Raw genomic sequence first — 24,120 nt, 5'->3', positions numbered from 1 at the left:
CGTTTGGCATTGTTTCGGACCCTAGCCCTGTTGCTCCTGTTCCCGCTCATCCTGCAACTCGATGGCCTTTTGCCCTTTTGTCTTGATCTCACTCACAATCACCGCCACCACAATCAACGCCGCCCCCAGCATGGCAATCGGCGGGAATCGCTCGCCGGCGATCCGCCCGACTACCCCGGCCCACACCGGCTCACCGGCATAGATCAATGTGGCCCGTGTCGGCGAAACGCTTTGCTGCGCCCAATTCATGGCGACCTGGATCACCGCACTGGTCAGGCCCAGGCCCACGGCGCTGAACAGCAGCAGCCAGGAGAACCCCGGCAGTGCCTCGCCCATCGGCACCACCATCAAAAACGACAGCAGCGACGCCGTCGCCAGTTGCACCACCGTCACCCGGCGTACGTCCACTTGCCCGGCGAACGCACTGATCAAAATGATTTCCGCCGCTATCGCCACGGCACCGATCAGGGTGGCGATTTCCCCTGGGCTGAAATTCAGCGAAGCCCCGGCGGGGCCGGTCAGTAACATCAACCCGGCAAACGCCAGCATGATGCCAATGCTTGGCATCAACCCCGGGCGACGGCCCAGCACCAGCCATTGCAGCAGTGGCACGAACGGCACATACAGCGCGGTGATGAACGCCGATTGGCTGCTCAGGATCGTCTGCAGGCCAATGGTCTGCAGGCCGTAGCCGAACATGATCGCTACGCCGATGAACACGCCCGCCTTCAGCTCGAACAACGTCAGGTCGCGCAGTGTACGCAAGGAAAAGAACCCGACCACAATCGCCGCCGCCGCAAAGCGCAGGCCCACGAAAAACATCGGTCCGCTGACGGTCATGGCATGCTGAACCAGCAAAAACGTGCCGCCCCAAATCATGGTGATAAACACCAGGATGCATTCGGCTTTGCTGAAGCGGTTGAAACGCGAGGGGGAGTTCGGCGTGGTCATGGCGGCTCGGTCTTGCAAGGGAAAGGCACGGACCGCACAATGCGCCGCACGCTGGGCAGTATACTGCGCACACCCACCCATTGAGCAATATAGTGCACAAAGAAAATCCACAACGGGCCTCGGTCCTGCAGCACGTCAGCCAGAACGTTCGTCGCCTGCGCCACGCCGCCGACCTGAGCCAGACTGCGCTCTCGGAAAAGTCCGGGGTCAGCCGGCGCATGCTGGTGGCCATTGAGGCCGGGGAAAAGAACGTCAGCCTGTCCACCCTCGACCGTGTGGCTGAAGCGTTGGATGTGGCGTTCAGCGACCTGATCCAGGCACCGGATGTGCGCGATCACAGCCGCATCAACGAACTGGCCTGGGCGGGGGAAATCGACGGCAGCAAGGCGGTGTTGCTGGCCAAGGCCACGGCGCGGCGCGAGGTCGAGTTATGGGAGTGGCGCCTTGAACCGGGCGATCGTTATTGCCCGGACCCCGACCTGGAGGGGTGGAGCGAGCAACTGTTCGTCTTCGAGGGCAGCCTGACGTTGGTGGTCGGCGAGCAGGAAAATACCATCGGCGCCGGCGAATTCTTCATGTTCGCCAGCCACCAGCCCCATGCCTATCGCAATGACGGCCAGGTCGCCGTGCGCTTTGTGCGCAATGTGGTGATCTAACTGTTTGCCAGCCAACAGTGGATGCACACTTTGCTGGTTTGAAACTGCGGTTGTACGCCTGTTTACGCGGCAACCGGCTGATTTTACTGACGATTAAATTCAGGCACGACTCCTGCAAACACTCCAGTATCCCCTCGGAGCCTGGAGTCGGCCCATGTCTGCCCACCCTCAACAACCTGCCCATATCATCCGCTCGGACGCGGAGGCCATCGAGGTCGCCAAGCGCCTGGCCGAACGCTTTGCCGTCGACGCCAGCGCGCGTGACCGTGAGCGTCGCCTGCCCGTCGCCGAACTGGACGAGTTTTCCGCCAGCGGCCTGTGGGGCATCACCGTTCCCAAGGCCTATGGCGGCGCCGGGGTGTCCTATGTGACGGTGGCCGAGGTGATCAAGTTGATCTCCGCCGCCGACCCGTCATTGGGCCAAATCCCGCAGAACCACCTGGGCGTGGTGGACATCCTGCTGCAAACCGCCACCGAGGAACAAAAGCGCCACTACTTTGGCAAAGTCCTGGCGGGTTATCGCTTTGGTAACGCCTTCTCCGAGGCCAAGAGCAAAAACGCCGGCACCTTCGACACGCAGATTCGCTTCCACGGCGACACCGCGCAAATCAACGGCGAGAAGTTCTACTGCACCGGCGCGCTGTTCGCCCATATCGTGCCCACCGTGGGTAATAACGAAAAGGGTCAGGCCTTCATCGGCCTCGTCGAGCGCGATGCGCCAGGCCTTACCGTCATCGACAACTGGGACGGCTTCGGCCAGCGCACCACCGCCAGCGGCGGCGTGACCCTCGACGGTGTGACCGTGCCCTTGAGCGCGGTGATTCCCGCCCACCTGGCGTTTGACCAACCCACGGCCGATGGGCCGATTTCGCAAATTATCCAGGCGGCGGTCGACACCGGCATTGCCCTCGGCGCCCTTGAACAGGCAAAAATCTTTGCGCGGCAGGCCCGTCCGTGGATCGACAGCCAGCAGGATCACGGTTGGCAGGACCCGTTCACCATCGCCGCCATCGGCGACCTGGAGTGGCGTGTGCACGGCACCGAAGCGATCCTCGCCAAGGCCGGCCTGGCCGTCGACCGCGCCCTCGCCGAACCGAATGAAGACACCGTCGCCCAGGCTTCACTGGTGGTCGCCCAGGCCAAGGTCCTGTCGGCCGAAACCGCCTTGCTCGCCAGCAGCAAACTCTTCGAGCTGGCCGGCACCCGCTCGGTCACCGCCAAGCACAACCTCGACCGCTTCTGGCGCAACGCGCGGACCCACACCCTGCACGACCCGGCCCGCTGGAAATACCACCTGATCGGCAATTTCGTGCTCAACGGCGTCAAGCCTGCGCGCCATGCCTGGAACTGAGGACCTGACCCATGACCGCCCTGACCCTCGCACGCCAACTGCTGGACAGCACCCGTCGCCACGTCGCAAAAAGCGACGACCCCTACGTGATCAGCCGCTTCGGCGATTGGCAGATTCGCGTGGATGTAGCAGCCGCCTTGCTGGAACGCGCCGAAACCGATCCAAGCCCGGTCGCCGTCACTGAAGCGCAGATCGCCGCCGCCGAAGCCTTGCTCTTTGCCAGCAACACCGAATTCGAACTGACCGGCCAACGCACCGCGCTGCCACCGACCCTGGATGACCCGTTGCGCTGGAAATACCAGGTCGTCGGCAACTACCACCTCAACGGAGTGCTGTGATGTCCCGTGAAATCCGCTTGAACGCCTTCGACATGAACTGCGTCGGCCACCAATCGCCGGGCCTGTGGGCGCATCCGCGCGATCGCTCGTGGCAGTACAAGGACCTTGAATACTGGACCGACCTGGCGAAGATCCTTGAACGCGGCAAGTTCGACGGCCTGTTTATCGCCGACGTGCTGGGCATCTACGACGTGTACAACGGCAATGGCGACGCGGCGATTCGCCAGGCGACCCAGGTGCCGGTCAACGATCCGTTGTCGCTGATCGCACCGATGGCGCTGGTCACCGAGCACCTGGGTTTTGGCCTGACCGCGTCGCTGTCGTTCGAACACCCGTATCCGTTTGCACGCAGGCTGTCGACCCTCGACCACCTGACCAAGGGCCGCATCGGCTGGAACATCGTCACCTCCTACCTGGAAAGCGGCGCCAAGAACCTTGGCCAGAAAGCCCAGACCGAACACGACGCCCGCTACGACTATGCCGAGGAATACCTGGAGGTCTGCTACAAACTCTGGGAAGGCAGTTGGGAAGAGGGCGCGGTACTGCGCGACCGCGAACGTCGGATCTTCAGCGACCCGAGCAAGATCCACGAGATCCGCCACGTCGGCAAACACTTCCAGGTGCCCGGCATCCACCTGTGCGAACCCTCGCCGCAGCGCACGCCGGTGCTGTACCAGGCCGGTGCCTCCAGCCGTGGCAAGCAGTTCGCCGCCGAGCAGGCCGAATGCGTGTTCGTTGCCGCGCCGTCCAAGGTGCTGCTGAAAAAGACCGTCGCCGACATCCGCCGCCGTGCGGCCGAAGCCGGGCGCGACCCGAAGAAAATCCTGATTTTCAACTTGCAGACCGTGATCGTCGACGAGACCGACGCCAAGGCCAAGGCCAAATTCGACGAATACAAATCCTACGCCAGTTATGAAGGCGCGATGGCGCTGATCTCTGGTTGGACGGGCATCGATTTCAGCCAGTTCAAGCCGGATGAGCCGCTCAAGCACGTGCACACCAATGCGATTCAATCGGCGGTGGAAGCTTTCTCCACGGCGGACCCGAACAAGGTCTGGACCCCCAGCGAACTGGCCGATTGGGTCGGTATCGGCGGCTTTGGCCCGCTGTTCGTCGGCGGCCCGGAAACCGTGGCGGACCTGTTGCAGGAGTGGGTCGAAGAGACCGACGTGGACGGATTCAACCTCGCCTATGCGCTGACCCATGAAACCTTTGTCGACGCCGTCGAATGGCTGGTGCCGGAGTTGCAGAAGCGCGGCGTGTACAAGACCGAATACGCCCAGGGCACATTGCGCGAGAAGTTGTTTGGCGACGGTGCAAGGTTGGGTGCGAACCACCCGGGCGCTGGCTATCGAAACCTTGCTGAGTCCCGCAAAGCAAATGTTGCGTAGCAACTGCGCAGCCTTGGCGAGGCTGCGAATGCCAATCCCCATCGCGGCCTCACCCCGTAGCAGCTGCCGAGCGCAAGCGAGGCTGCGTCGGCCGCGACTCGGGCTCGAATCGGCAGCGCGCCTGACGCAGCCTCGCTTGCGCTCGGCAGCTGCTACGGACTTGCGTGGTGCTCGGTATCTACTTACGGGAAATTGAGTTTGATTTATTTCAGCCAGCGGACCACCGCACGCACACCCCCCCAATAGGAGCAACCCCCTATGAGCGTGCACGAACCAACGGCCCTCCTGGAACACCTGCGCCACTGGGCGCAACTCACGCCGTTGCACATCGCCCTGCGCCACAAGCGCCAGGGCCAGTGGTACGCCTGGCGCTGGATCGACACCTTGCGCGATGTCGAACGCCTGGCCGATGGTTTGCGCCAGCAAGGTTTCAATCAACAGTCACGCTTGGTGCTCAGCGGCGCCTTTGAGCCGAACCTGCTGTTGCTGGCGTTGGCGGCCCAGTCCGTCGGCGCACAGGTACTGACGCTGGCCGATAACCTCGAGCCGCAGGCCTTGGAGCAACAGCTGTGGCGTATTCATCCCAGCCATGCCTACGTTCAAGGTCGCCAGCGCGATTGGACCTTCACCCAGCGGTTGGATTTCGCCCAACTGCTCGGCCCCGTCGACCCGGCGCAACACCTGCAGCGCTGGTGGCAGCCCGCCGGTGAAACCGCGTTGTGGAGCGAGGAGGGCACCCACTGGCAAGGCGGCCTGGCGGTGGTGCTGGAGCAGTGGCTGAGCAGCGGCCACGGCCTGGCCTTCCCGGAAAGCCTGGCCTCGGCGCGACGTGATCGCAGCGAAGTCGCGCCCACCGGCCTGCTGCTGTCGCCCGCCCGTTTGCTGCACCTGGCCGACGAGATCGAAAGCCGTCTGCCACCCCACGGCACCTGGCGTCGACGCCTGTGCGACTGGGCCATTGCCCACCCGCACAGCGGCCTGCGCCGCCTGCTGAAAAACCGCGTGCGCACACTGTTGGGCTTCCAGCGCCTGGCCTATATCTGGCAGCCCCTCAAATCCAATGCCGAGCCGACGTGGCTCGCCGAATTCAAACGGGAACGTGCATGAGCCAAGCCATTCTCCAGGTGCGGGACATCTCGCTGTCGTTCAAGGGCGTCAAGGCGATCAATGGGTTGTCGTTCGAGGTGGCGCGCGGGGAAATCTGCGCGTTGATCGGGCCCAACGGTGCCGGCAAAAGTTCATTGCTCAACGTCCTCAACGGCGTGTATCGCTTCGATGCCGGCGAGATCGTGTTCGAGGCGCAGCATTTCCAGCGTATCGACCCCCTGGGCGCCGCGCGTCGAGGCATTGGCCGTACCTTCCAGAACAACGCCCTGTTCAAGAAAATGAGTGTGCTCGACAACATCCTCACCGGCCTGTCGCGGCATATGCACACCAGCCTTATCGAACAGGCCCTCGGCTTGCCCCGCGCACGCCGTGAAGCCGACGCCTTCCGCCTGCGCGCCCAGGGCATCCTCGAGTTCCTGGAGCTGCAAGCCTACCGCGATGTGCTGGTGGGCAACCTGTCCTATGGCCTGCAAAAGCGTGTGGAACTGGGCCGTGCATTGATCGCCGGGCCCAGCCTGTTGCTGCTGGACGAACCCATGGCCGGCATGAACGCCGAGGAAAAACAGGAAATGGCGCGCTTTGTCGCCGACGTGAACCGCGACCTCGGTACCACCGTGGTGTTGATCGAGCATGACATGGGCGTGGTCATGGGGCTGTCCGACCATGTTGTGGTGCTCGACTACGGGCGCAAGGTCGGCGACGGCACCCCTGCCGAGGTGCAGGCCAATCCCGAGGTGATCGCGGCCTACCTGGGAGTGACGCACTGATGACGTTCTTCTTCGAAACCCTGCTCGGCGGCCTGCTCGCCGGCACCATGTATTCCCTGGTCGCGATCGGCTTCGTGCTGATCTACAAGGCCAGCGGCGTGTTCAATTTTGCCCAGGGCTCGATGCTGCTGTTTGCCGCGCTGACCTTCGTCAGCCTGCACGACCAGGGTGTGCCGTTTGCCCTGGCGTTGCTGTTGACGGTGATCGTGATGATTGTCGGCGCCTTGCTCATCGAGCGCCTGGTGCTGCGGCCGTTGGTGAACCGCTCGCAGATCACGCTGTTCATGGCGACGCTGGGCCTGTCGTTCATTATCGAAGGCCTGGCCCAGGGCGTGATGGGCTCGCAGGTGCGCGCTCTGGACCTGGGCATCGACGATGTACCGCTGTTCGTCGGGCCGCTGATGCTCAGCCAGTTCGACCTGATCGCCGCGGCCGTGGCCGTGGTGCTGGTGACGGTGCTGGCGCTGCTGTTCAACAAGACCCGTATCGGCGTGTCGCTGCGCGCGGTGGCGGATGACACCACGGCGGCGCTGTCCATCGGCATCAACCTCAACCGCATCTGGCAGATCGTCTGGGCGGTGGCCGGCATCGTCGGGCTGGTGGCGGGGTTGTTGTGGGGGGCGCGCCAGGGCGTGCAGTTTTCGCTGTCGCTGGTGGTGCTCAAGGCCTTGCCGGTGTTGATCATCGGCGGCTTCACCTCGATTGGCGGGGCAATTGTCGGCGGGCTGATTGTCGGTGCGGCGGAAAACCTCGCCGAGGTGTATATCGGCCCGCTGATCGGTGGCGGCATCACACCGTGGTTCGCCTATGTGCTGGCGTTGTCCTTCCTGTATATCCGTCCCGCCGGCCTGTTCGGCGAGCGCGCCATCGAGCGAGTCTGAAAGCATGTCGATCCCTGTTGCTGAACACACCGCCCCCTTGCTGCTGGTCCAGCGGCGCGTGCCCTGGAGCCTGCTCGGCCTGCTGGCACTGGCGTTTATCGTGGTGCCGCTGTGGGGCAATGACTATTGGCTCAACGCGATCCTGATCCCGTTCCTGGTGCTGTCACTGGCCGGGCTGGGCCTGAATTTACTCACCGGCTATACCGGGCAAACCTCGGTGGGCGCAGCCGGCTTCATGGCGGTTGGGGCGTTCGCCACCTATGGGTTTTTGCTGCGACTGCCGGAGCTGGGCCTGCCGGTGGCGCTGCTCGGCGGTGGGATCATCAGCGCGCTGGTCGGGCTGCTGTTTGGCTTGCCCAGTTCGCGGATCAAAGGCTTCTACCTGATGGTCACCACGCTGGCCGCGCAGTTTTTCCTGGAGTGGCTGTTCGTCAAATTCCCCTGGTTCTACAACTACGGTTCGTCCGGAACCATTTCGGCGCCGAAGCTGGCGTTGTTCGGCCATGACCTCAACACGCCGCTGGGCCGCTACTGGCTGACCCTGGTCACGGTGCTGTTGTTGACCTGGGCCGCGGTCAACCTGGTGCGCAGCCAGGTGGGCCGCAACTGGATGGCGATCCGCGACATGGACACCGCCGCCGCCGTGGTCGGCATCCCGGTGGTGCGCTACAAGCGCCTGGCGTTTGCGGTCAGTTCGTTCTACCTCGGCATCGCCGGCGCGTTGTGGGCGTTTGCCTACCTGGGCACGGCCAGCGCCAGCAGCTTCGACATCAACCGCTCATTCCAGATCCTGTTCATCATCATTATCGGCGGCATGGGCAGCATTGCCGGCAACTTCGTCGGCGCGGCATTCATCAGTTTGCTGCCGATCTTCCTCAGCCATGCCGGGCAGGCGTTGTTCGGTGGTGCGGTGGATGCCGGGCAGTTGCAGAACCTGCAGAAAATCATTTTTGGCGTGTTGATCATCGTGTTCCTGATCAAGGAGCCCGAGGGCTTGATTCGCCTGTTGCACAACCTTCGCGATCGGCTGCGTCAGTGGCCCCTACGTTTCTGACTGAATAAGAGAATCCCTATGCGTGCATCCTTGAAACGCTCCCTGGCCGGCGCCGCCTTCGCGCTGGCTGCCCTGGCCGGTGCCGTGCCCCAGGCGGTAGCCTCGGCCGACCAGCAGTTCTTTCCCCTGGCCACCTACCGGGTGGGTGCCTACGCCTCCAGCGGCGTGCAGGTGTGGGCCGGGATGATCGACTACCTGCGCTATATCAACGAGGTCGAAGGCGGCATCAATGGCGTGAAGCTGGTGTGGCAGGAATGCGAGACCGAGTGGACGGCGGAGAAGGGCATCGAGTGCTACGAGCGCTTCAAGAACGGCCTGGATGGCGCGCCGGTCGCGGTGTACCAGCCCAACGGTGCACCGGCGGCCTATGCGCTCAGTGAAAGGGCTGAGGTGGACAAGATCCCGCTGATCACCCTCGGCTACGGTCGCACCGAAGCCACCGACGGCACGGTGTTCCCGTACAACTTCCCGGTGATGCTGACGTTCTACAGCGAGGCGTCGACCCTGGTGAACTACATCGCCCAGCGCGAAGGCGGCTTCGACAAACTCAAGGGCAAGAAGATCGCCACGGTCTACCACGACTCGGCCTACGGTCGCGAAACCCTTGGCCCGCTGAAATTGCTGGCGGAAAAATACGGTTTTGAAAACATCCAGATTCCGGTGGCCGACCCGGGCAATGAGCAGTCTGCGCAATGGCGCCAGGTACGCCAGGCCAACCCGGATTGGGTGTTCCTGCGCACCTGGGGCGTGTCCACCCCGGTGGCGGTGAAAACCGCCGCGCGCTTCGGCTTTCCGGTGGACCATATCATCGGCGATATATGGGCCAGTTCCAGCGAAGACGTATTGCCCGCAGGCGCCGCCGCCAAGGGCTACCTGGCATTCACGCCTTACCCGGCAGGTGCGGATTTCGAGATCCACAAACGCCTCAAGCAATACATCCTCGACAAGGGCCACAGCGACCTCAAGGACCTGAAAAACTTCGGCAGCGTCTACTACAACTCCGGCCTGGTGAACGCCGCCGTGGCTGTGGAAGCGATTCGCACCGGCCAGGCCAAGTTCGGCAAGCGCCCGCTCAATGGCGAAGAAGGCCGCTGGGGCCTGGAACACCTGAATATCGATGACGCGCGCTTGAAGGACATGGGCTACCTGGGCTTGATGCAGAACCTCAAGTTGTCATGCCGCGACCACGAAGGCGGCGGCTCGGCGCGCGTGCAGCAATGGGACGGCGCCCACTGGACGCTGATCAGCGACTGGATCGCCGCCGACCGCGCCCTGTTGCGCCCGCTGATCGATGAAAAATCTGCGGCTTTCGCCAAGGAAAAAGGCCTGACGCCACGCACCTGCACCGGGGATGAATAAATCATGAGCCAGCTCGCCAGCGAAGCCATGCGCCCGTCGTTGTTGACGGTCAACGATATTGAAGTGATCTACGACGGCGCGATCCTCGCCGTGGCCGGGGTGTCGCTGAGCGTGCCCAAGGGCGCCATCGTCGCCCTGCTGGGGGCCAATGGCGCCGGCAAGAGCACCACCCTCAAGGCGATCTCCGGGCTGGTGCGTGCCGAGCGCGCTGAAGTCAGCCGGGGCGTGATCGAATATGCGGGCGTCGACCTGGCCGGCGTCGACCCCAGCCAGCGCGTGCGCCAAGGCATGGTGCATGTGCTGGAAGGCCGCCATGTCTTCGGCCAGCTCAGCGTCGAAGACAACCTGCGCAGCGGCGGCTTTGTGCGGCGCCTGAGCCGCAAGGCCATGGAGCAGGATCTGGAGCGCATCTACGCCTGGTTCCCGCGGCTCAAGACCAAGCGCCACACCCGTGCGGGCCTGACGTCCGGCGGCGAGCAACAGATGGTCGCCATCGGCCGCGCGTTGATGACCCGTCCTACTTTGGTACTGCTCGACGAGCCGTCCATGGGTTTGGCGCCTATGATCGTGCAGGAGATCTTCGAGATCATCGCGCAGCTCAACCGCGAGCAGCAGGTGAGCTTCCTGATCGCCGAGCAGAATATCAACGTCGCGCTTAACTATGCGTCCCAGGGCTACGTGCTGGATACTGGGCGCGTGGCCTTGAGTGGCAGCGCCGCCGAGCTGTTGGCGCGGGGCGATTTGCACGACATTTATCTGGGTAAACAGTAAAGGCGAATGTGCATGACTGAATCCCTCCGCAACGCTGATGTGGTGATCATCGGCGGCGGCCTGAGCGGCACCATGCTGGCGGTGCAACTGCTGCGTCGGCCTGGGCAGCGCCGGATCCTGGTGATCGAACCGCGCGCCGAACTCGGCCGTGGCGAGGCCTACAGCGCCGTCGAACTGGGCCACACCTTGAACGGCAACGCGGCGCGCATGAGCGTCGACCCGGACAACGCCGATGACCTGACCCAATGGCTCACCGACTACATCGGCGCCGGCGGTTGGCCCGAGTCGGACCAGCAGCACGTGCCCATCAGCGAACTGTTCCCGCCACGCGGGATTTTTGGCCTGTATGCACAGCAACGGCTGGCTGAAGCCAAGGCGTTGTCGGCGTCTACCGTCGAGCATATCCGCGCCGAAGTCGTCGACCTGCAGGTCGGCGACGATTCAGTGGTGCTGACCCTCGACAATGGCCAGCAACTGCGCGGCGCCCAGGCGGTGTTGGCCACCGGCATGTTCCCGGCGGCACGCACGCCGCAGACCCAGTCCAGCGGCTTGAACGCCGCCGCCGTGGACCCCTGGGACGTGCAGGCCATGACCCGGATCGACCCGCAGGCGCCGGTGCTGATCATCGGCTCCGGGTTGACCATGGTCGACGCTGTGGTGTCCCTGGAACAGGCCGGGCACCGTGGGCCCATCGAGGTGTTTTCACGCCACGGGTTGTTGCCCCATGTGCGCCGGCAGCCGCCGGGCTGGGACGATTTCCTCGCCGCCGACCACGCCTTGTGCAGCCCGCGACAACTGCTGCGCGAGGTGCGGCGTCAATGCCGCCTGGCACTGGCGCAGGGCATCGATTGGCAGGCGCCACTGGACACCGTGCGCGCCCATATCGGCCGGCTGTGGAGCCAGGCCAGCGAAGGCCAGAAACGTCAGTTCGTGCGGCATGTGCGGCCCTGGTGGGAAAGCCATCACCACCGCTCGCCGCCGTTGAGTGCCCAGTTGGTGGCCCGGCTGCATGAGCAAGGGCGGTTGCGCATTCGCGCGGCGTCGTTCAAGGGGCTGGAGCCTTCGGGCGAGGGCGTGACCATTCGCTTGCGTTACCGTGGCGAGCAGGTGATCAGCCAAGTGTCGGGGGCGGCGCTGATCAACTCCAGCGGTATCGAATACGACTGGCGCCGCGTGGCCCGGCCGCTGCCGCAGCAGTTGCTCAAGCGCGGGCTGATCACGCCCGGGCCGTTGGCGTTGGGGATTGCGGCGGACACGTCCGGCGCCGTGCTGGATGCCCAGGGCGAGGTCAGCGCGCGATTGTTCGCCATGGGCCCGCCGTTGCGGGGGATGTGGTGGGAGAGCACGGCGGTGACGGATGTGGCGCTTCAGGCCAAGGCATTGGCATTGGCATTGAAGTTGGCGCATTTCTAAATGTGGGAGGGGGCAAGCCCCAATGCCAGTCAGTTAAGGCTTTTTGTAGGAGCGAGCTTGCTCGCGAAAAACTCACAGGCGCCGCGTTCATTCAGGAAGCACGCGTTATCGTTGACGTTTTTCGCGAGCAAGCTCGCTCCTACAGGAGGCGATGTACGCTTAACTGACTGGCATGCCACAACAGCCCTCTCTGCCGGGCGTTCAGCGTTGAGCCAACGTTTTGTAGAAACCTATGCCCCTCCCACAGGGGATCTTCATTTATCTTGAGGTCTTTACGAAGCCGGGTTTTAGGCCGAATACTTCCACCCCCTGCGGCGTCGATTGCCCGGTAGTCACCTTCACCCGCTCCACCGGCTTATCCATCGCTTCTCGATACTCCACCGTCCTGTCCGCCTGGATCGCCTCGCTCGGAATCACCATCGCCTGCGCATTGTTGTAAGTGACGATGGTCAACCGCGCACTCATCCCCAGGCGCACCCGCTGCAACTGTTGCGGGGTCAGCCTGGGGATCGTCAGGGTTACCGGAAACTGCGCGCTGCCCTGGCTGTCGCTGGCAATCGCCAGGCCGCTGACCACGCTCACCGAGCCGCTCAGCCGTTCGCCGTCAAAACCATCGCCCAGCACTTCCACCGCCTGGCCCTGGTGCAGTTGGTTGATGTCCAGCTCAGAGACCTTGGCGACGATTTTCAGCCGCTCGATATTGGCCAGGCCGAACAGCACCTGGCCCTGGCTGACCTTGCTGCCGGCCTGAATCGGCGCGTTGGTGTTGCCGCCGCCTTGGGGCGCATTGTTACCGGGGGCGGGCACCACGATGCCGGCGAACGGCGCCTTCACCTCCTTGCCTGCGAGCAGGGTGCGCAGGGCCTCGTATTTCACCGTGGCGTTGGTCAGTTCCATGTCGGCGATCTGGCGGTACTCGCCCTTGCCCTGGTCCAGGGCCTGTTGCAGTTCGCTGCGGGCGGAGGCGAGGTCCAGCTGCTGTTGCTGGGCCTGTTGCTTGAGGTCGTCCAGCTCATTGCGCGGGATGATGCCGCGCTTGAACAGGTTTTCGCTTTCGGTGAGTTTGCGTTGGGTATTGCCGGCGGTCATTTCGGCAGTGCGCAGGCTGCGGCGCGCACGGCTGACGGTGGGGCCGCTGTCCCAGTCCTGCAGCTCCTGCACGGCGCGGCGGGCCTTGAGCTGGGCGGAGAGGGCGTCGCGCAACTGCACTTCAAGGGTGGCCGGGTCCATGCGCAGCAGGACCTGGCCAGCCTCGACCCGCTGGCCTTGCTCCACCAGATTGGCCTGCACGTTGCCGTCGAACGGCGCCGTGAGGGTGAGGGTGGTGTCGGGTTCGATCTTGCCCACCAGGCCGATCTGGTGCACCAGCGGGTCGGGCTTGACGGCCAGCCATTGTTCGGTGGCGCCGGCCGGGCCTTCTGCGGGGCTGCGCAGGGCCAGCCCCGCGCCGGCCAGCAGCAGAATCAATGCGACGCCCAGCAGGCGTTTTCGATTAGTAGTCATTGAGGGCGATTTCCCAACTTTCCAGCGTCATGCCCAGGGTCAGGTCGAGCTGGGTCTGGGCGTTCAAATAAGCGATCAGGGCGTTTAGCTGCGCGTTTTCGGCATTGCGCAGGTCGGTCTCGAAGCTCAGCACCTGGAAGTTGGTGGAGCGCCCGGCGCTGAGTTTCTCGCGTTCGATCTCGATCTTGCGCCGCGACAATTCCACCGCGCGCTGGGAGATTTCATACTGGCGCCAGCGGGTGCCGAGGTCGCGTACCACGTCGTTGACGTTGCGTTCCAGTTCCTGGCGTGCGTCGGTGATGCGGATCTCCTGGTCCTCCACGTTGACCCGCGCGCGCACTTCGGCCTGGCGCGTGCTGATGTCGCCGATGGGGATCTGCACCTGCACCCCGGCGTAGCTGTCCCAGGTGCGGTTGTTGGTGCTGCCGGCATCGTTATTGTAGGCGTCGCGTATCTGGTTCGCGCCGGCCACCAGGTCCACCTGCCAGCGCCCGGAGTCCTTGGCGATCACCAGGTTGAGGTCGGCCTGCTGGCTGCCGAGCAGGGCGGCGAGGTATTCCGGTTGCTGGGTCTGCGCCAGGTTGAAGGCCTGGCGTTTGTCGATCTGCATGGGCTTGGCCTCCAGGGCTTCGGTGGCGCGAATCGGCGTGGACAGGTCCAGGGCCAGCAGGCGCAGCAAGGCCAGGCGGTTGGTGTCGAGCTGGTTCTGCGCTTCTTCGACGCCCAGTTGCTGGGTGGCGATGTCGGCTTCGGTCTGCACGATTTCGAATTCGGCCATGCGCCCGGCGCTGATCAAGGCCTTGTTCACCTCCAGCAAGGTGCCGGAGCGCTTAAGGGCGTCCTGTACGATGCTCAGTTGCTCCTGGGCCCGCAGCAGTTCGCGGTAGGTGGCGATGATCTGGCTGATGGTCTGCGCCACGGTCGCCTTGAGGTTCAGGCGGTTGGCCTGCTCCGACAGGCGCGACAGGCGCAACGGTGCGGTGGTGGCGTCCCAGCCGGCGCCGCGCATCAACGGCTGGATGATCGCCAGGTCGAGGCCGTCGCTGCGGTAGCGCCCGGCGCGGTCGGCGTTGTTCAGCTGCTGGGTCCAGGCCATGCTCAGGCGAGTGCCGTATTCACTGAGCAAGCTGGTGGCCGGCGCCACGTTGGCATTGCGCGCACTGTCCTGAGAGCCGCGGGTACTGCGGTAATAACTGTTGAGGGTGAGCTTGGGGTTGAACACGTCTTCGGCGACGCGCAGGTCGAACTTCTGCGCCACCCGTTGCAGGTAGGCGCTGCGGATCGCCGGGTTGTTGCGCAGGCCCAGGTACACGGCGTCACCCAGGGTCATGGTGGTGACCTGGGCATTCAAGGACACGCCCCGGTCGTAACCGCTGCGCGTGCTGCTGGGGGCCGACGGCTTGATGACCACCTCGGCGGCCATGCCGTGCAGGCTGATCAACACGAGCAACCCCAGCCATTTACTCATCGCGCAAGGCCTCCACCGGCTGCAACCGTGAGGCCGATACCGCCGGGTAGATGCCAAAGAACAAGCCCACCAGCAACGTACTGCCCACCCCCAGGGGCAGGGCGGCGACGGCCAGGTCGAATAGCCAGCCCGACAGCCAGGCATAGAGCCAGGCGGCGGTCATGCCAAGTACCGCACCGCACAGCGCGCCGACGGCGGTGAGGGTGACGGCTTCGAGCAGGAACAGGTTGCGGATGTCGCGCTGGCGAGCGCCCAGGGCCATGCGAATGCCGATCTCACGACGGCGCTCCGACACGTTCATCAGCATCACATTCATCACGCCTACACCGCCGCCGACCAGGGAAATGGCGCCGAGGGCCAGCAGCAGGTAGGCGAAGGTGCGGCTTTGCCGGGTCATGCCGTCGATCATTTGCTGGGGCACCTGGATGTCGACAGTGTGGTCGGTGAGCTGGGCCTGCAAGGCGCTGGCGGCTTCCCTGGCAATGTGTTCCATGTCCTGGCCGGGCGCGGCGCGGATAATTACATTGCCGATCTGCGGCATGGCATGGATGCGGCGCATGCCTTCGGCGGGAATGAACAACGACTCGTTGGCCTGTACCGGCATCAGCATTGCCCTGGGCTGGTTCTGCAGAATGCCCACCACCAGGAACAGGTAGTCGTTGATGCGCACGCGGTCGCCCAGTTGCAGCGGATCGCCCGGCGCGCCGAGGGCCTGGGCCAGCTGGTCACCGATCACGCCATAGGTTTCGTTGGCGTCGAAGCTAGACAGGAAGCGCCCCTGCCGTACCACCAGGCGCATCGCTGCCTGGATGTCCGGTGTGCTGCCGACGAGGTTGGCGTTGGTGGTGCGGCCATGGAACACGATGGGCCCGCTGAACAAGGTCAGCGCGCCGATATGGGCGATGCCCGGCACGGCCTGGCGCACGGCATCCAGGTCGAGCCTCGCAGGCGCGGGCACCGTGCTGTTGCCCTTGGGCGGGAACTGGGCGACCAGGGTGTCGGTGCCCATGTCCTTGAAAATCATCGCGGCATCCACCGCCGCGTTATGGCCGATATTGATCAGCGCCACCACCGACGAACTGCCGATGACGATGCCCAGCAGGGCCAGCACCGAGCGCTTGCCCAGGGTGCGCAGGCTGACGAAGGCTTCATGCAGCAGTTGGCTGAAGCTCTGTTCGACCCGCAGGCTCATAGGCGCCCGGCCTCGTGCACTACGCCGTTGCGCACCAGGATCTTGCGCTCCAGGCGTTCGGCGATATGCGGGTCGTGGGTGACGATGATCAGCGTGACCTGTTGCTCGCGGTTCAATGCCAGCAGCAGGTCCATGATGTCCTGGGCGGTGCTGCTGTCGAGGTTGCCGGTGGGCTCGTCGGCCAGGATCACCGACGGCTTGCCCACCAACGCACGGGCAATCGCCACACGTTGGCGCTGGCCGCCGGAGAGGTCGGCGGGGCGATGGTGGGCGCGCTCCGCCAGCCCGACCTGTTCGAGCATGCGCAGGGCCTGCGCCACCGATTCATGCCGCGACACACCGCGATAGCTCAGGGGCAGGGCGACGTTGTCCAGGGCGCTGAGGCGCGGCAGCAGGTTGAAGCTCTGGAACACAAAGCCGATCTGCTGGTTGCGGATCGCCGCCAGTTGATCTGGAGTGGCGCTGAAAATATCGTGGCCGGCAAAGTGGTACTGGCCGCAATTGGGCAGGTCCAGCAGGCCGAGGATATTGAGCAGGGTGCTTTTGCCTGAGCCCGAGGCGCCGAGGATGCCGCAGCTGTCACCGCGCTCGATGGACAGGCACACCTCATTGAGAATGGTCAGTTCCTGCCCGGCGAGCTGATAGCGCTTGCCGATGCCTTGCAGGGAAATCAAGCCTGGGTGCGCGGGGGTATCTGTCATCGTGACTACGCCTGCAGTCTCGACGCTGCCGTCATGCGCCCTTTGTAAATCTTTGTAACAAGTTCGGGGGCTATCTGGTTCGCGTCACGGACTGGTTTTATTTCTTGTTTTTAAAATATTGTTTGAATACTAACCGTGTTCCCGGTGCTTCGCCAGCCGTGGATGTAGAGCGGTTTTACGCTTTGAAAAGATTTCCCTCGCCGGTACGGGGGTCTACCGAAAGGTCCCTGGCTTGCCTGAGAATCCCCATGGGCAAAGGCTTTGGATAGTATGGCGGTGTGTCACTACTTGCTTTCGACCGGCCACACCGGTATAAAAAATCAAATTATTTTTTAAAACAATATTTCCGCCGTGGAACCCTTATGGTCGCGAAGAAACTCAGCGCTCCAAACGTTACCAAGACTCGATTGCTGGATGCGACAGAGGCTCTCTTCATCAAATACGGCTATGACGCCGTGCTGCTGCGGCAGATTACCGAGCGCGCCCAGGTGAACCTGGCTGCGGTGAACTACCACTTCGGGGACAAGGACTCCCTGATGAAGACCCTGCTGATGCAACGCCTGGAGCCGCTCAACGAGCAGCGCCTGGAATTGCTGGCGCGCTGTGAGGCCGAATCCGACGGCCCCCTCGACTGCGACACCTTGCTCGGCGTGCTCTTCGCCCCGGCCATGGGCCTGGAACGCAGCGACCCGGCGAGCGGGGAAGGGCGTTCGTTCATCCGTTTCCTTGGGCGGGTGTACAGCGACACCTCGCCGTTTATCCAGGAATACCTCAAGGTGCATTACCAGCCGGTGTTCCAACGCTTCTTCGAAGCCTTCGCCCTGGCCTTGCCGGACTTGCCGCGCAACGAGCTGGGGGTGCGCCTGCAATTTGCCCTCAAGGCGATTTCCGGGGTCATGGCCGGTACCGAACTGCGCCTGCTGATGAACTCCATGAGCCTGGGCCGCCCGGCGACGGATGCCGAGGTGATGGCCAAGCTGATCACCCTGGTCTCGGCGGCGATTCGTGTGCCGCAGCAAAGCCCGGAAGCCGAACACGCGCTGGCCAAGGTGCTGGATACCCAGCGTGCCATTCGTGAACAGGCGACAGCGCCGGCCGCCAAGGCCTCGCGCTGAGAAATCCCAGGCAAAAAAAAGCCCGCTGGGGCGGCGGGCTTGATGTGCAACGTTTGTAACGGATGAGGCTTCACCCTACGTCCCGGGATGTGAATAAAACGTGAAAAATATGTAAGAGAAAGTGTGAAAGTGTTGATGTGAGTAAACCGGTCAACGGGCCACCTTTCTAGATCTTCCAGCGCCCGGCGCTTTTAGCCAGGCGTTGGCGCATCGCGTCCACATTCGCCGCCAGTTGCACGGTCAACAATCGATACCCATCCAGCGCGCTGTAAACCGGCGCATCCAGGCTGGGCTCGCCGCCGCTGACAGGGCTGGGGCGCTCCAGCCGCTCCGTAACCCCCGACTTCAATGCCCGCGCCATCCCCACCAACTGCACGCGAATCTGCCGATGCTCGGATTTCAACATCACTTGCATGCGCGCCATCGCCTGTTCGTCCCGCGGGTCCGGGCGGGTGTTGCCGAGAATCTCCAGGGTGCTGATGCACATGCGCAGGTGGCGTTGGATCGCGTCCAGCTCGGTCATGGAGATGCGCACCTCCTTGGACACCGACGGCATCAGCGAGCGCAATTGCAGCATTGCCGCATTCAGGCGGTTGAGCAGCTTCAGGTGTTCATCGTCGGTGACCGACTGGCCATTGATGATCCGGCTGTAGATCTGGGCGCAGTCACGCAAGGCGCTGGCCAGGTTGTAGCGCCAGGAATACACGGCATACAGCGGCAGGGCGAAGGAAAACGCCAACGCCAAGGCAATGCCGATCAGGATATCCACGGTGCGCCACAGCCCGTCCGACAACGGGTTGTCACCGTGCCCCGCGACGATAAACACCGTGATCGCGGACAACAGCGCCGTGTACCCGCCCTTGCCGATGGCGTGATAGGAAAAGAACCCGCACACCACCGACATCAGCAGGTAGGTGAGCAACGGCTGGCCGACATACGCCTCCTGCACCACCAGCAGCAAACCGACGCTGGCACCGATCAGCGTGCCATAGGCGCGCTCAACGGCCTTCTTGCCGATATTGCCGTGGTGTTGCAAACCGCCGATCACCACCAGCATGGTCACCGATGCCCATTCACCATGGGGCAGGTTGATGCCGGTGGTCAGCAGGATCGTCGCCAGCAAACCGATGGACACGCGCACGGCGTGGATCAGCTTGGCGTGGCGATAGCGGCGGTAGGGGTCGAGCAAGGGGCGCAGCAGGCGCCGGGCGAAGAGTGGCAGGTTCATCGGTAATTAAAGTGGCCTCGGTTTTGGATATGTACACAATCCAAATGTGGGAGGGGGCGGTCCCCTCCCACATTGCGATCGGCATTGTGCTTAGAAGATATAGTCGGTGGTCAGGAAGCTTGAGTCACGGTTACGCAGGATATCGCTGACCAGCGCCTTGTTGCTGTCCTGGAACTTGGTCGCCACCAGGGTGCGGATCGAAAACACGCGCAGCGCATCATGTACCGACAGCGTGCCTTCGGCCGAGTTCTTGCGCCCGTTGAACGGGAAAGTGTCCGGGCCGCGCTGGCATTGGGCGTTGATATTGATGCGGCCGACCTGGTTGGCGAAGGTGTCCACCAGGCGTCCGACTTCCACGGCGTTGGTGCCGAAAATACTCAATTGCTGGCCGAAGTCCGAGTCGAGTACGTACTCGATCACCGTCTCCAGATCGCGGTAGGGCACGATGGGCACCACCGGGCCGAATTGTTCCTCGTGGTACACGCGCATCTGCGGGGTCACCGGGTACAGCACCGCCGGATAGAAGAACGAACCACGATGGGTACCGCCATTGGCATTCACCACGTGGGCGCCGTGTTGTTGGGCATCGGCCACCAGGTCGTTGAGGTAATCCACCTTGCCGACTTCCGGCAGCGGTGTCAGTGAAACCCCGTCTTCCCAGGGCATGCCGGGTTTGAGGGTCTCCAGCTTGCGGTTGAATTTCTCGATAAAGCTATCGACCACGTCCTCATGCACAAACAGGATTTTCAACGCGGTGCAGCGCTGGCCGTTGAAGGACAACGAACCGGTGACAGCCTCGCTGACGGCGTTGTCCAGGTCCACCTCGGGCAGCACGATGCCGGGGTTTTTCGCATCCAGGCCCAGGGCCGCACGCAGGCGGTGCGGCTTGGGGTGCAGCTTTTTCAAGTCGCTGGCGGCCTTGTTGGTGCCGATAAAGGCAAAGATGTCGATCTTGCCGCTGGCCATCAACGCACTGACGGTTTCGCGGCCGCTGCCGTAGATCACGTTGATCACCCCGGCCGGGAAGCTGTCGCGGAAGGCTTCCAGCAACGGACGGATCAGCAGCACACCGAGTTTGGCCGGCTTGAACACCACGGTATTGCCCATGATCAGCGTCGGGATCAGCGTGGTAAACGTCTCGTTGAGCGGGTAGTTGTAGGGGCCCATGCACAGCGCCACGCCCAGGGGCACGCGGCGGATTTGCCCGAGGGTGTCCTGTTCCAGCTCGAAGCGGCTGCTGCGGCGGTCGAGTTCCTTGAGGGCATTAATGGTGTCGGTGATGTAGTCGCAGGTGCGGTCGAATTCTTTCTGCGAGTCCTTGAGGTTCTTACCGATCTCCCACATCAGCAGGGTGACCACTGCGTCGCGCTGTTCGCGCATACGTCGCAAAAACGCCTCGACGTGCTGGATACGCTCCACCACGCGCATCGTCGGCCATTCACCCTGGCCACGATCATAAGCGCGCACGGCGGCATCGAGGGCGGTGAGGGCGGTGTCGGCGTCCAGCAACGGCGTGCTGCCGATCACCACGCGGCGGTCGCCCAATTGCACCGGGCTCTGCACCTGGGCCAAGGGGCCGTTCCACACCTGCAACTGGCCATCCACCAGGTAGTCACGCTGTTCGATGGGCGCCGCCAGGCGGTATTGCTCGGGAATATCGGCGACGCTGGTGGGAAACAGCTGGGCGAGCAGGTTGCTGGTGGTCATGGCACTACCCCTGAAATAGTTGCAAAACATGACGAGAGAGTCACCCAACACAGGGCTCTATGGCAAGGCTTGTGCGCGTTGCACTACACACCGGGGCGTGTCGCCTGCTCTTCGAGATAGTAGACTGCGCGCCTTTCTTGAAGGAGTTCACATGAGTCAGTACCAGCCGGGCATTCTTGCCGCACCGGTGCCTTTGCAGGCACGCCATCTGTTTTTTGCCGTGGACACCCTGGCAGCCGTGCCCGCTGCGCTGGACGCGCTGGTGCAGTTGGCCGATTCGGCGGCAGTGGTCGGATTTGGCGAGCCGCTGGTCAACGCGCTGGGTGCAACGATTGATGGTTTGCGCAGCTTTCCTGCCGTGAGCGCACCGGGTGCGCACAACCCGTCCACCCAGCAGGCACTGTGGGTGTGGCTGCATGGCGTCGATCGCGGTGAGTTGCTGCTGCGCAGTCGCGCTTTCGAGAAGGCCCTGGCCCCGGCGTTTCGCCTGGTGCAGTCAACCGAAGGCTTCCGCTACAAGACCGGCTTCGACCTCACCGACTACGAAGACGGCACTGAAAACCCCCACGACGACGCTGCCGTTGAAGCCGCCCTGACCGACAGCGGTGCCAGCTTCGCCGCGATCCAGCAATGGCAGCACGACCTCGATGGCTTCGCCGCGTTGCCCGCCCAGGAGCGCGACCATATCATCGGCCGCCGCCATGGCGACAACGAAGAGCTTGAAGACGCTCCCGAATCCGCCCACACCAAACGTACCGCCCAGGAAAGCTTCACCCCGGAAGCCTTCGTGGTGCGCCGCTCCATGCCCTGGGCCGAAAATGGCCAGGCCGGGTTGATGTTCCTCGCATTCGGCCATTCCTTCGATGCGTTCGAAGCCCAACTGCGCCGCATGAGCGGGTTGGAGGACGGGATTGTCGATGGCCTGTATCGCATCAGCACGCCGTTGACCGGTGGTTACTACTGGTGCGCGCCGGTCAAGGACGGACGCCTGGACCTGAGTGCAATCCTTCAAGGACCGCGTATCTAACGCTGTCCGGACTTGGGTGGCGAAGCGGTTTTTGCGTACGACTGCGGAACCACCCTGGCGTGGGTCGCCACAGAGACAACAGTCTGCTTTGCATATCCGTTTTTCGACGGTATGTAGAGCGGATTTGTCGAGTAATCAAGGAAACTCACTCATGGCTATCATTCATCAGCACCACTTGTCTCTTGTCCATAGTGCATCTTTCGCCACCCATGCCCCTGTTGTTGCCCATTGGCACCCTGCCAACCCTTATGCGGGGCTGTCCGACGCCGCGCTGGCGCGGGAGTTTGACAAAAATTTCGATGCATTCAGGCCAGCAGGCTCGCCACATGCGACGCTGGGGAAAATTCGTGAGGTCGCGAGGCGCCCGCTGACGGGAGATGCGCAACAAAACAAGTTGACAATGTTGGCCAGGGAAGTGCTCAAGCGTGACCAGGTGATGAATCAGCTGGATACGGTGGATGTTGCGGGTCGGGACGGTATTATTGGCCGCTGGAATCCGAAGATGGCCGCCGCCAAGTTATCGGACGTTCCCCCACAATGCTCTGCTTCAACTCCAGAAGCTTGCCGTCCCAGTCCCATCATTGCTGCGAGCTTGATTGTTTACTAAGGGATGACAGGCAGGCGTGATGCGCGATGAGGCGCACATTCCATGTTCATCAACATGAAAATTTTGACAGCGGCGCCATGGGCCACTGAAATCAATCCCCGTTGATCGTATGCTAGTGGCCTTTGTTACCTGTCCGGATGGTTCATGTCTTCTGTCGTCGATGGGCTGCCCCTCAATAAACGCCTGCCGGCCGTGATCGCGATCTCCCTGGGGATCGGCATGGCGACCCTGGACACGGCCATCGTCAACACGGCGTTGCCGACCCTGGCCGAAGGGATTGGCACCGATTCCGCCTCGGTGATCTGGGTGGTCAATGCCTACCAGTTGGCGATTATCGCCACGGTTCTGCCGTTTGCGTCCCTCAGCGATGTGCTCGGGCACCGCCGCGTGTATCTCGGCGGGTTGCTGCTGTTTATCGTCTCGTCGCTGTTTTGCGGACTGGCCGGTTCGCTGGTGACCCTGACTGCCGCGCGAGTGGTGCAGGGGCTGGGGGCGGCGGCGATCATGAGCGTCAATACGGCGTTGCTGCGGCATATCTACCCGTCAAAAATGCTCGGGCGTGGCCTGGGCTATAACTCGCTGGTGGTGGGGCTGGCGTTTACCCTGGGGCCCACGGCGGCGTCGGCGATTCTGTCGGTGGCGACCTGGCACTGGCTGTACCTGATCAATGTGCCGTTGGGGCTGTTGGCCCTGGGATTGGGCCTGCGTTCATTGCCGACCCTGCCGATGGCCGGGCATGCCTTCGACCGCCTCGCGGCTGCACTGTGTGCCGGGTTGTTCGCCTTGCTGGTGCTGGGGCTGGGCACGGCGGTGCATGGTGCGCAGGGGGCGTTGACCCTGGGCTTGATTGCGGTGGCGCTGCTGTGTGGCGCCTTGCTGCTGCGCCGACAGGCCGGTCACCCGGCGCCGATGCTGGCGTTGGATCTGTTCAAGCGGCCGGTGTTTGCCTTGTCTTCCTTGACGGCGATCTGCGCCTTCAGCGCCCAGGGCCTGGCCTTTGTGTCGCTGCCCTTTCTGTTGCAGGCGGTGCTGGGGCATAGCCAGGTGGAAACCGGGTTCCTGATGACACCGTGGCCGGCGGTCGTGGCGGTGATGGCGTTGGTCGCCGGGCGCCTGGCTGACCGTGTGTCCCTGGGCCTGCTGTGCGGTATCGGGCTGTTGATGTTGAGTGTGGGCATGGCCGCGTTGGCGACCTTGGGCCACGGCGCGTCGGCCTTCGATATCGGCTGGCGCATGGCGTTGTGCGGTGCCGGTTTCGGCTTCTTCCAGTCGCCCAACCTCAAGGCCTTGATGACCAGTGCGCCGTTGGCGCGCAGCGGTGGGGCCAGCGGCATCGTGGCGATTTCGCGCTTGCTGGGGCAGACACTCGGCGCGTCGTTGGTGGCGTTGTGTTTCCACGTGTTCGTGGGCAGCGGGCCGCAATACGCGTTGTGGTTGGGGTGTGTGTTTGCGCTGGTGGGCGCTGTGGCCAGCGGCCTGCGTTTGCTGCCCTACGGGAAAAAGCCGTTGTAAAACCTGCGGCGGGAGGGCTAA

22 protein-coding genes are annotated in these 24,120 nt (G+C 63.3%); 15 read left to right on the top strand and 7 right to left on the bottom strand.

Features of this window, described 5'->3' with window-relative positions; all coding sequences use genetic code 11:
• Window positions 1-21 precede the first annotated feature (21 nt).
• Complete coding sequence (locus tag F6S08_RS18820) at window positions 22-951, bottom strand: DMT family transporter (RefSeq protein ID WP_115488486.1); 930 nt, start codon at window positions 949-951, stop codon at window positions 22-24.
• 92 nt (window positions 952-1,043) lie between these two features.
• Here F6S08_RS18820 and F6S08_RS18815 point away from each other — a divergent pair, with 92 nt between their 5' ends.
• From F6S08_RS18815 to F6S08_RS18765, 11 genes are all read left to right on the top strand, one after another.
• A complete protein-coding gene (locus F6S08_RS18815) occupies window positions 1,044-1,607 on the top strand; it encodes a helix-turn-helix domain-containing protein (RefSeq protein WP_027606295.1) in 564 nt (187 codons plus the stop codon).
• Between the two features lie 154 nt (window positions 1,608-1,761).
• A complete protein-coding gene (locus F6S08_RS18810) occupies window positions 1,762-2,958 on the top strand; it encodes an SfnB family sulfur acquisition oxidoreductase (protein WP_315872147.1) in 1,197 nt (398 codons plus the stop codon).
• An 11-nt stretch (window positions 2,959-2,969) separates the two neighbouring features.
• Window positions 2,970-3,296: an acyl-CoA dehydrogenase gene (locus F6S08_RS18805; RefSeq protein ID WP_027606297.1), complete on the top strand. Its 327-nt coding sequence runs from the start codon at window positions 2,970-2,972 to the stop codon at window positions 3,294-3,296.
• Complete coding sequence (locus F6S08_RS18800) at window positions 3,296-4,687, top strand: LLM class flavin-dependent oxidoreductase (RefSeq protein WP_315872146.1); 1,392 nt, start codon at window positions 3,296-3,298, stop codon at window positions 4,685-4,687. The genes F6S08_RS18805 and F6S08_RS18800 overlap by 1 nt, the downstream gene beginning before the upstream one ends.
• Window positions 4,688-4,945: 258 nt before the next feature.
• Window positions 4,946-5,794 (top strand): AMP-binding protein, encoded by an 849-nt coding sequence (locus F6S08_RS18795; protein ID WP_065927042.1) that lies wholly within the window; start codon window positions 4,946-4,948, stop codon window positions 5,792-5,794.
• Entirely contained in the window at window positions 5,791-6,561 is a 771-nt protein-coding gene (locus F6S08_RS18790) for an ABC transporter ATP-binding protein (protein ID WP_065927043.1), read from the top strand. Before F6S08_RS18795 ends, F6S08_RS18790 begins: the two co-directional genes overlap by 4 nt.
• Window positions 6,561-7,442, top strand: coding sequence for a branched-chain amino acid ABC transporter permease (locus tag F6S08_RS18785; protein ID WP_027606301.1), 882 nt, complete (start codon window positions 6,561-6,563; stop codon window positions 7,440-7,442). Before F6S08_RS18790 ends, F6S08_RS18785 begins: the two co-directional genes overlap by 1 nt.
• Window positions 7,443-7,446: 4 nt before the next feature.
• Entirely contained in the window at window positions 7,447-8,496 is a 1,050-nt protein-coding gene (locus tag F6S08_RS18780) for a branched-chain amino acid ABC transporter permease (RefSeq protein WP_065948365.1), read from the top strand.
• Window positions 8,497-8,514: 18 nt separating this feature from the next.
• Entirely contained in the window at window positions 8,515-9,855 is a 1,341-nt protein-coding gene (locus tag F6S08_RS18775) for an ABC transporter substrate-binding protein (RefSeq protein ID WP_315872145.1), read from the top strand.
• A 3-nt stretch (window positions 9,856-9,858) separates the two neighbouring features.
• Window positions 9,859-10,626, top strand: coding sequence for an ABC transporter ATP-binding protein (locus F6S08_RS18770; protein ID WP_065927046.1), 768 nt, complete (start codon window positions 9,859-9,861; stop codon window positions 10,624-10,626).
• Window positions 10,627-10,638: 12 nt separating this feature from the next.
• Entirely contained in the window at window positions 10,639-12,039 is a 1,401-nt protein-coding gene (locus F6S08_RS18765) for an FAD/NAD(P)-binding protein (protein WP_137212168.1), read from the top strand.
• A 258-nt stretch (window positions 12,040-12,297) separates the two neighbouring features.
• Here the strand turns inward: F6S08_RS18765 and F6S08_RS18760 are convergent, their stop codons facing one another.
• Genes F6S08_RS18760 through F6S08_RS18745 form a run of 4 tightly spaced genes read right to left on the bottom strand, consistent with a single transcriptional unit; the run spans window position 12,298 to window position 16,903 of the window.
• Window positions 12,298-13,542 (bottom strand): efflux RND transporter periplasmic adaptor subunit, encoded by a 1,245-nt coding sequence (locus F6S08_RS18760; protein ID WP_315872144.1) that lies wholly within the window; start codon window positions 13,540-13,542, stop codon window positions 12,298-12,300.
• Window positions 13,532-15,010, bottom strand: coding sequence for a TolC family protein (locus tag F6S08_RS18755; protein WP_065927049.1), 1,479 nt, complete (start codon window positions 15,008-15,010; stop codon window positions 13,532-13,534). Before F6S08_RS18755 ends, F6S08_RS18760 begins: the two co-directional genes overlap by 11 nt.
• On the bottom strand, window positions 15,003-16,202 hold the full coding sequence (locus F6S08_RS18750) for an ABC transporter permease (RefSeq protein ID WP_065948361.1): 1,200 nt from the start codon (window positions 16,200-16,202) through the stop codon (window positions 15,003-15,005). The genes F6S08_RS18755 and F6S08_RS18750 overlap by 8 nt, the downstream gene beginning before the upstream one ends.
• Window positions 16,199-16,903 (bottom strand): ABC transporter ATP-binding protein, encoded by a 705-nt coding sequence (locus F6S08_RS18745; RefSeq protein WP_137212171.1) that lies wholly within the window; start codon window positions 16,901-16,903, stop codon window positions 16,199-16,201. The genes F6S08_RS18750 and F6S08_RS18745 overlap by 4 nt, the downstream gene beginning before the upstream one ends.
• A gap of 362 nt (window positions 16,904-17,265) precedes the next feature.
• On the opposite strand from F6S08_RS18745, the gene F6S08_RS18740 reads away from it, so the two are divergent.
• Window positions 17,266-18,018 (top strand): TetR/AcrR family transcriptional regulator, encoded by a 753-nt coding sequence (locus F6S08_RS18740; RefSeq protein WP_065927052.1) that lies wholly within the window; start codon window positions 17,266-17,268, stop codon window positions 18,016-18,018.
• 166 nt (window positions 18,019-18,184) lie between these two features.
• Here F6S08_RS18740 and F6S08_RS18735 read toward each other — a convergent pair whose 3' ends face one another.
• Complete coding sequence (locus F6S08_RS18735; protein WP_315872143.1) at window positions 18,185-19,246, bottom strand: FUSC family protein; 1,062 nt, start codon at window positions 19,244-19,246, stop codon at window positions 18,185-18,187.
• Window positions 19,247-19,336: 90 nt separating this feature from the next.
• The gene (locus F6S08_RS18730; protein WP_315872142.1) at window positions 19,337-20,953 is read right to left on the bottom strand and encodes an NADP-dependent glyceraldehyde-3-phosphate dehydrogenase; all 1,617 of its coding nucleotides are present in this window, start codon (window positions 20,951-20,953) and stop codon (window positions 19,337-19,339) included.
• Between the two features lie 151 nt (window positions 20,954-21,104).
• Here F6S08_RS18730 and F6S08_RS18725 point away from each other — a divergent pair, with 151 nt between their 5' ends.
• From F6S08_RS18725 to F6S08_RS18715, 3 genes are all read left to right on the top strand, one after another.
• The gene (locus tag F6S08_RS18725; protein WP_065948359.1) at window positions 21,105-21,980 is read left to right on the top strand and encodes a Dyp-type peroxidase; all 876 of its coding nucleotides are present in this window, start codon (window positions 21,105-21,107) and stop codon (window positions 21,978-21,980) included.
• A gap of 151 nt (window positions 21,981-22,131) precedes the next feature.
• A complete protein-coding gene (locus F6S08_RS18720; RefSeq protein ID WP_315872141.1) occupies window positions 22,132-22,587 on the top strand; it encodes a hypothetical protein in 456 nt (151 codons plus the stop codon).
• A 144-nt stretch (window positions 22,588-22,731) separates the two neighbouring features.
• The gene (locus tag F6S08_RS18715) at window positions 22,732-24,099 is read left to right on the top strand and encodes an MFS transporter (protein ID WP_315872140.1); all 1,368 of its coding nucleotides are present in this window, start codon (window positions 22,732-22,734) and stop codon (window positions 24,097-24,099) included.
• The last annotated feature ends 21 nt before the right edge of the window (window positions 24,100-24,120 follow it).

Source organism: Pseudomonas sp. JV449 (genome assembly GCF_032424295.1).
Taxonomy (GTDB): Bacteria; Pseudomonadota; Gammaproteobacteria; order Pseudomonadales; family Pseudomonadaceae; genus Aquipseudomonas; species Aquipseudomonas marginalis.
The sequence above is the reverse complement of the archived record's forward strand: the minus strand, read 5'-3'. Positions and strand labels throughout refer to the sequence as shown.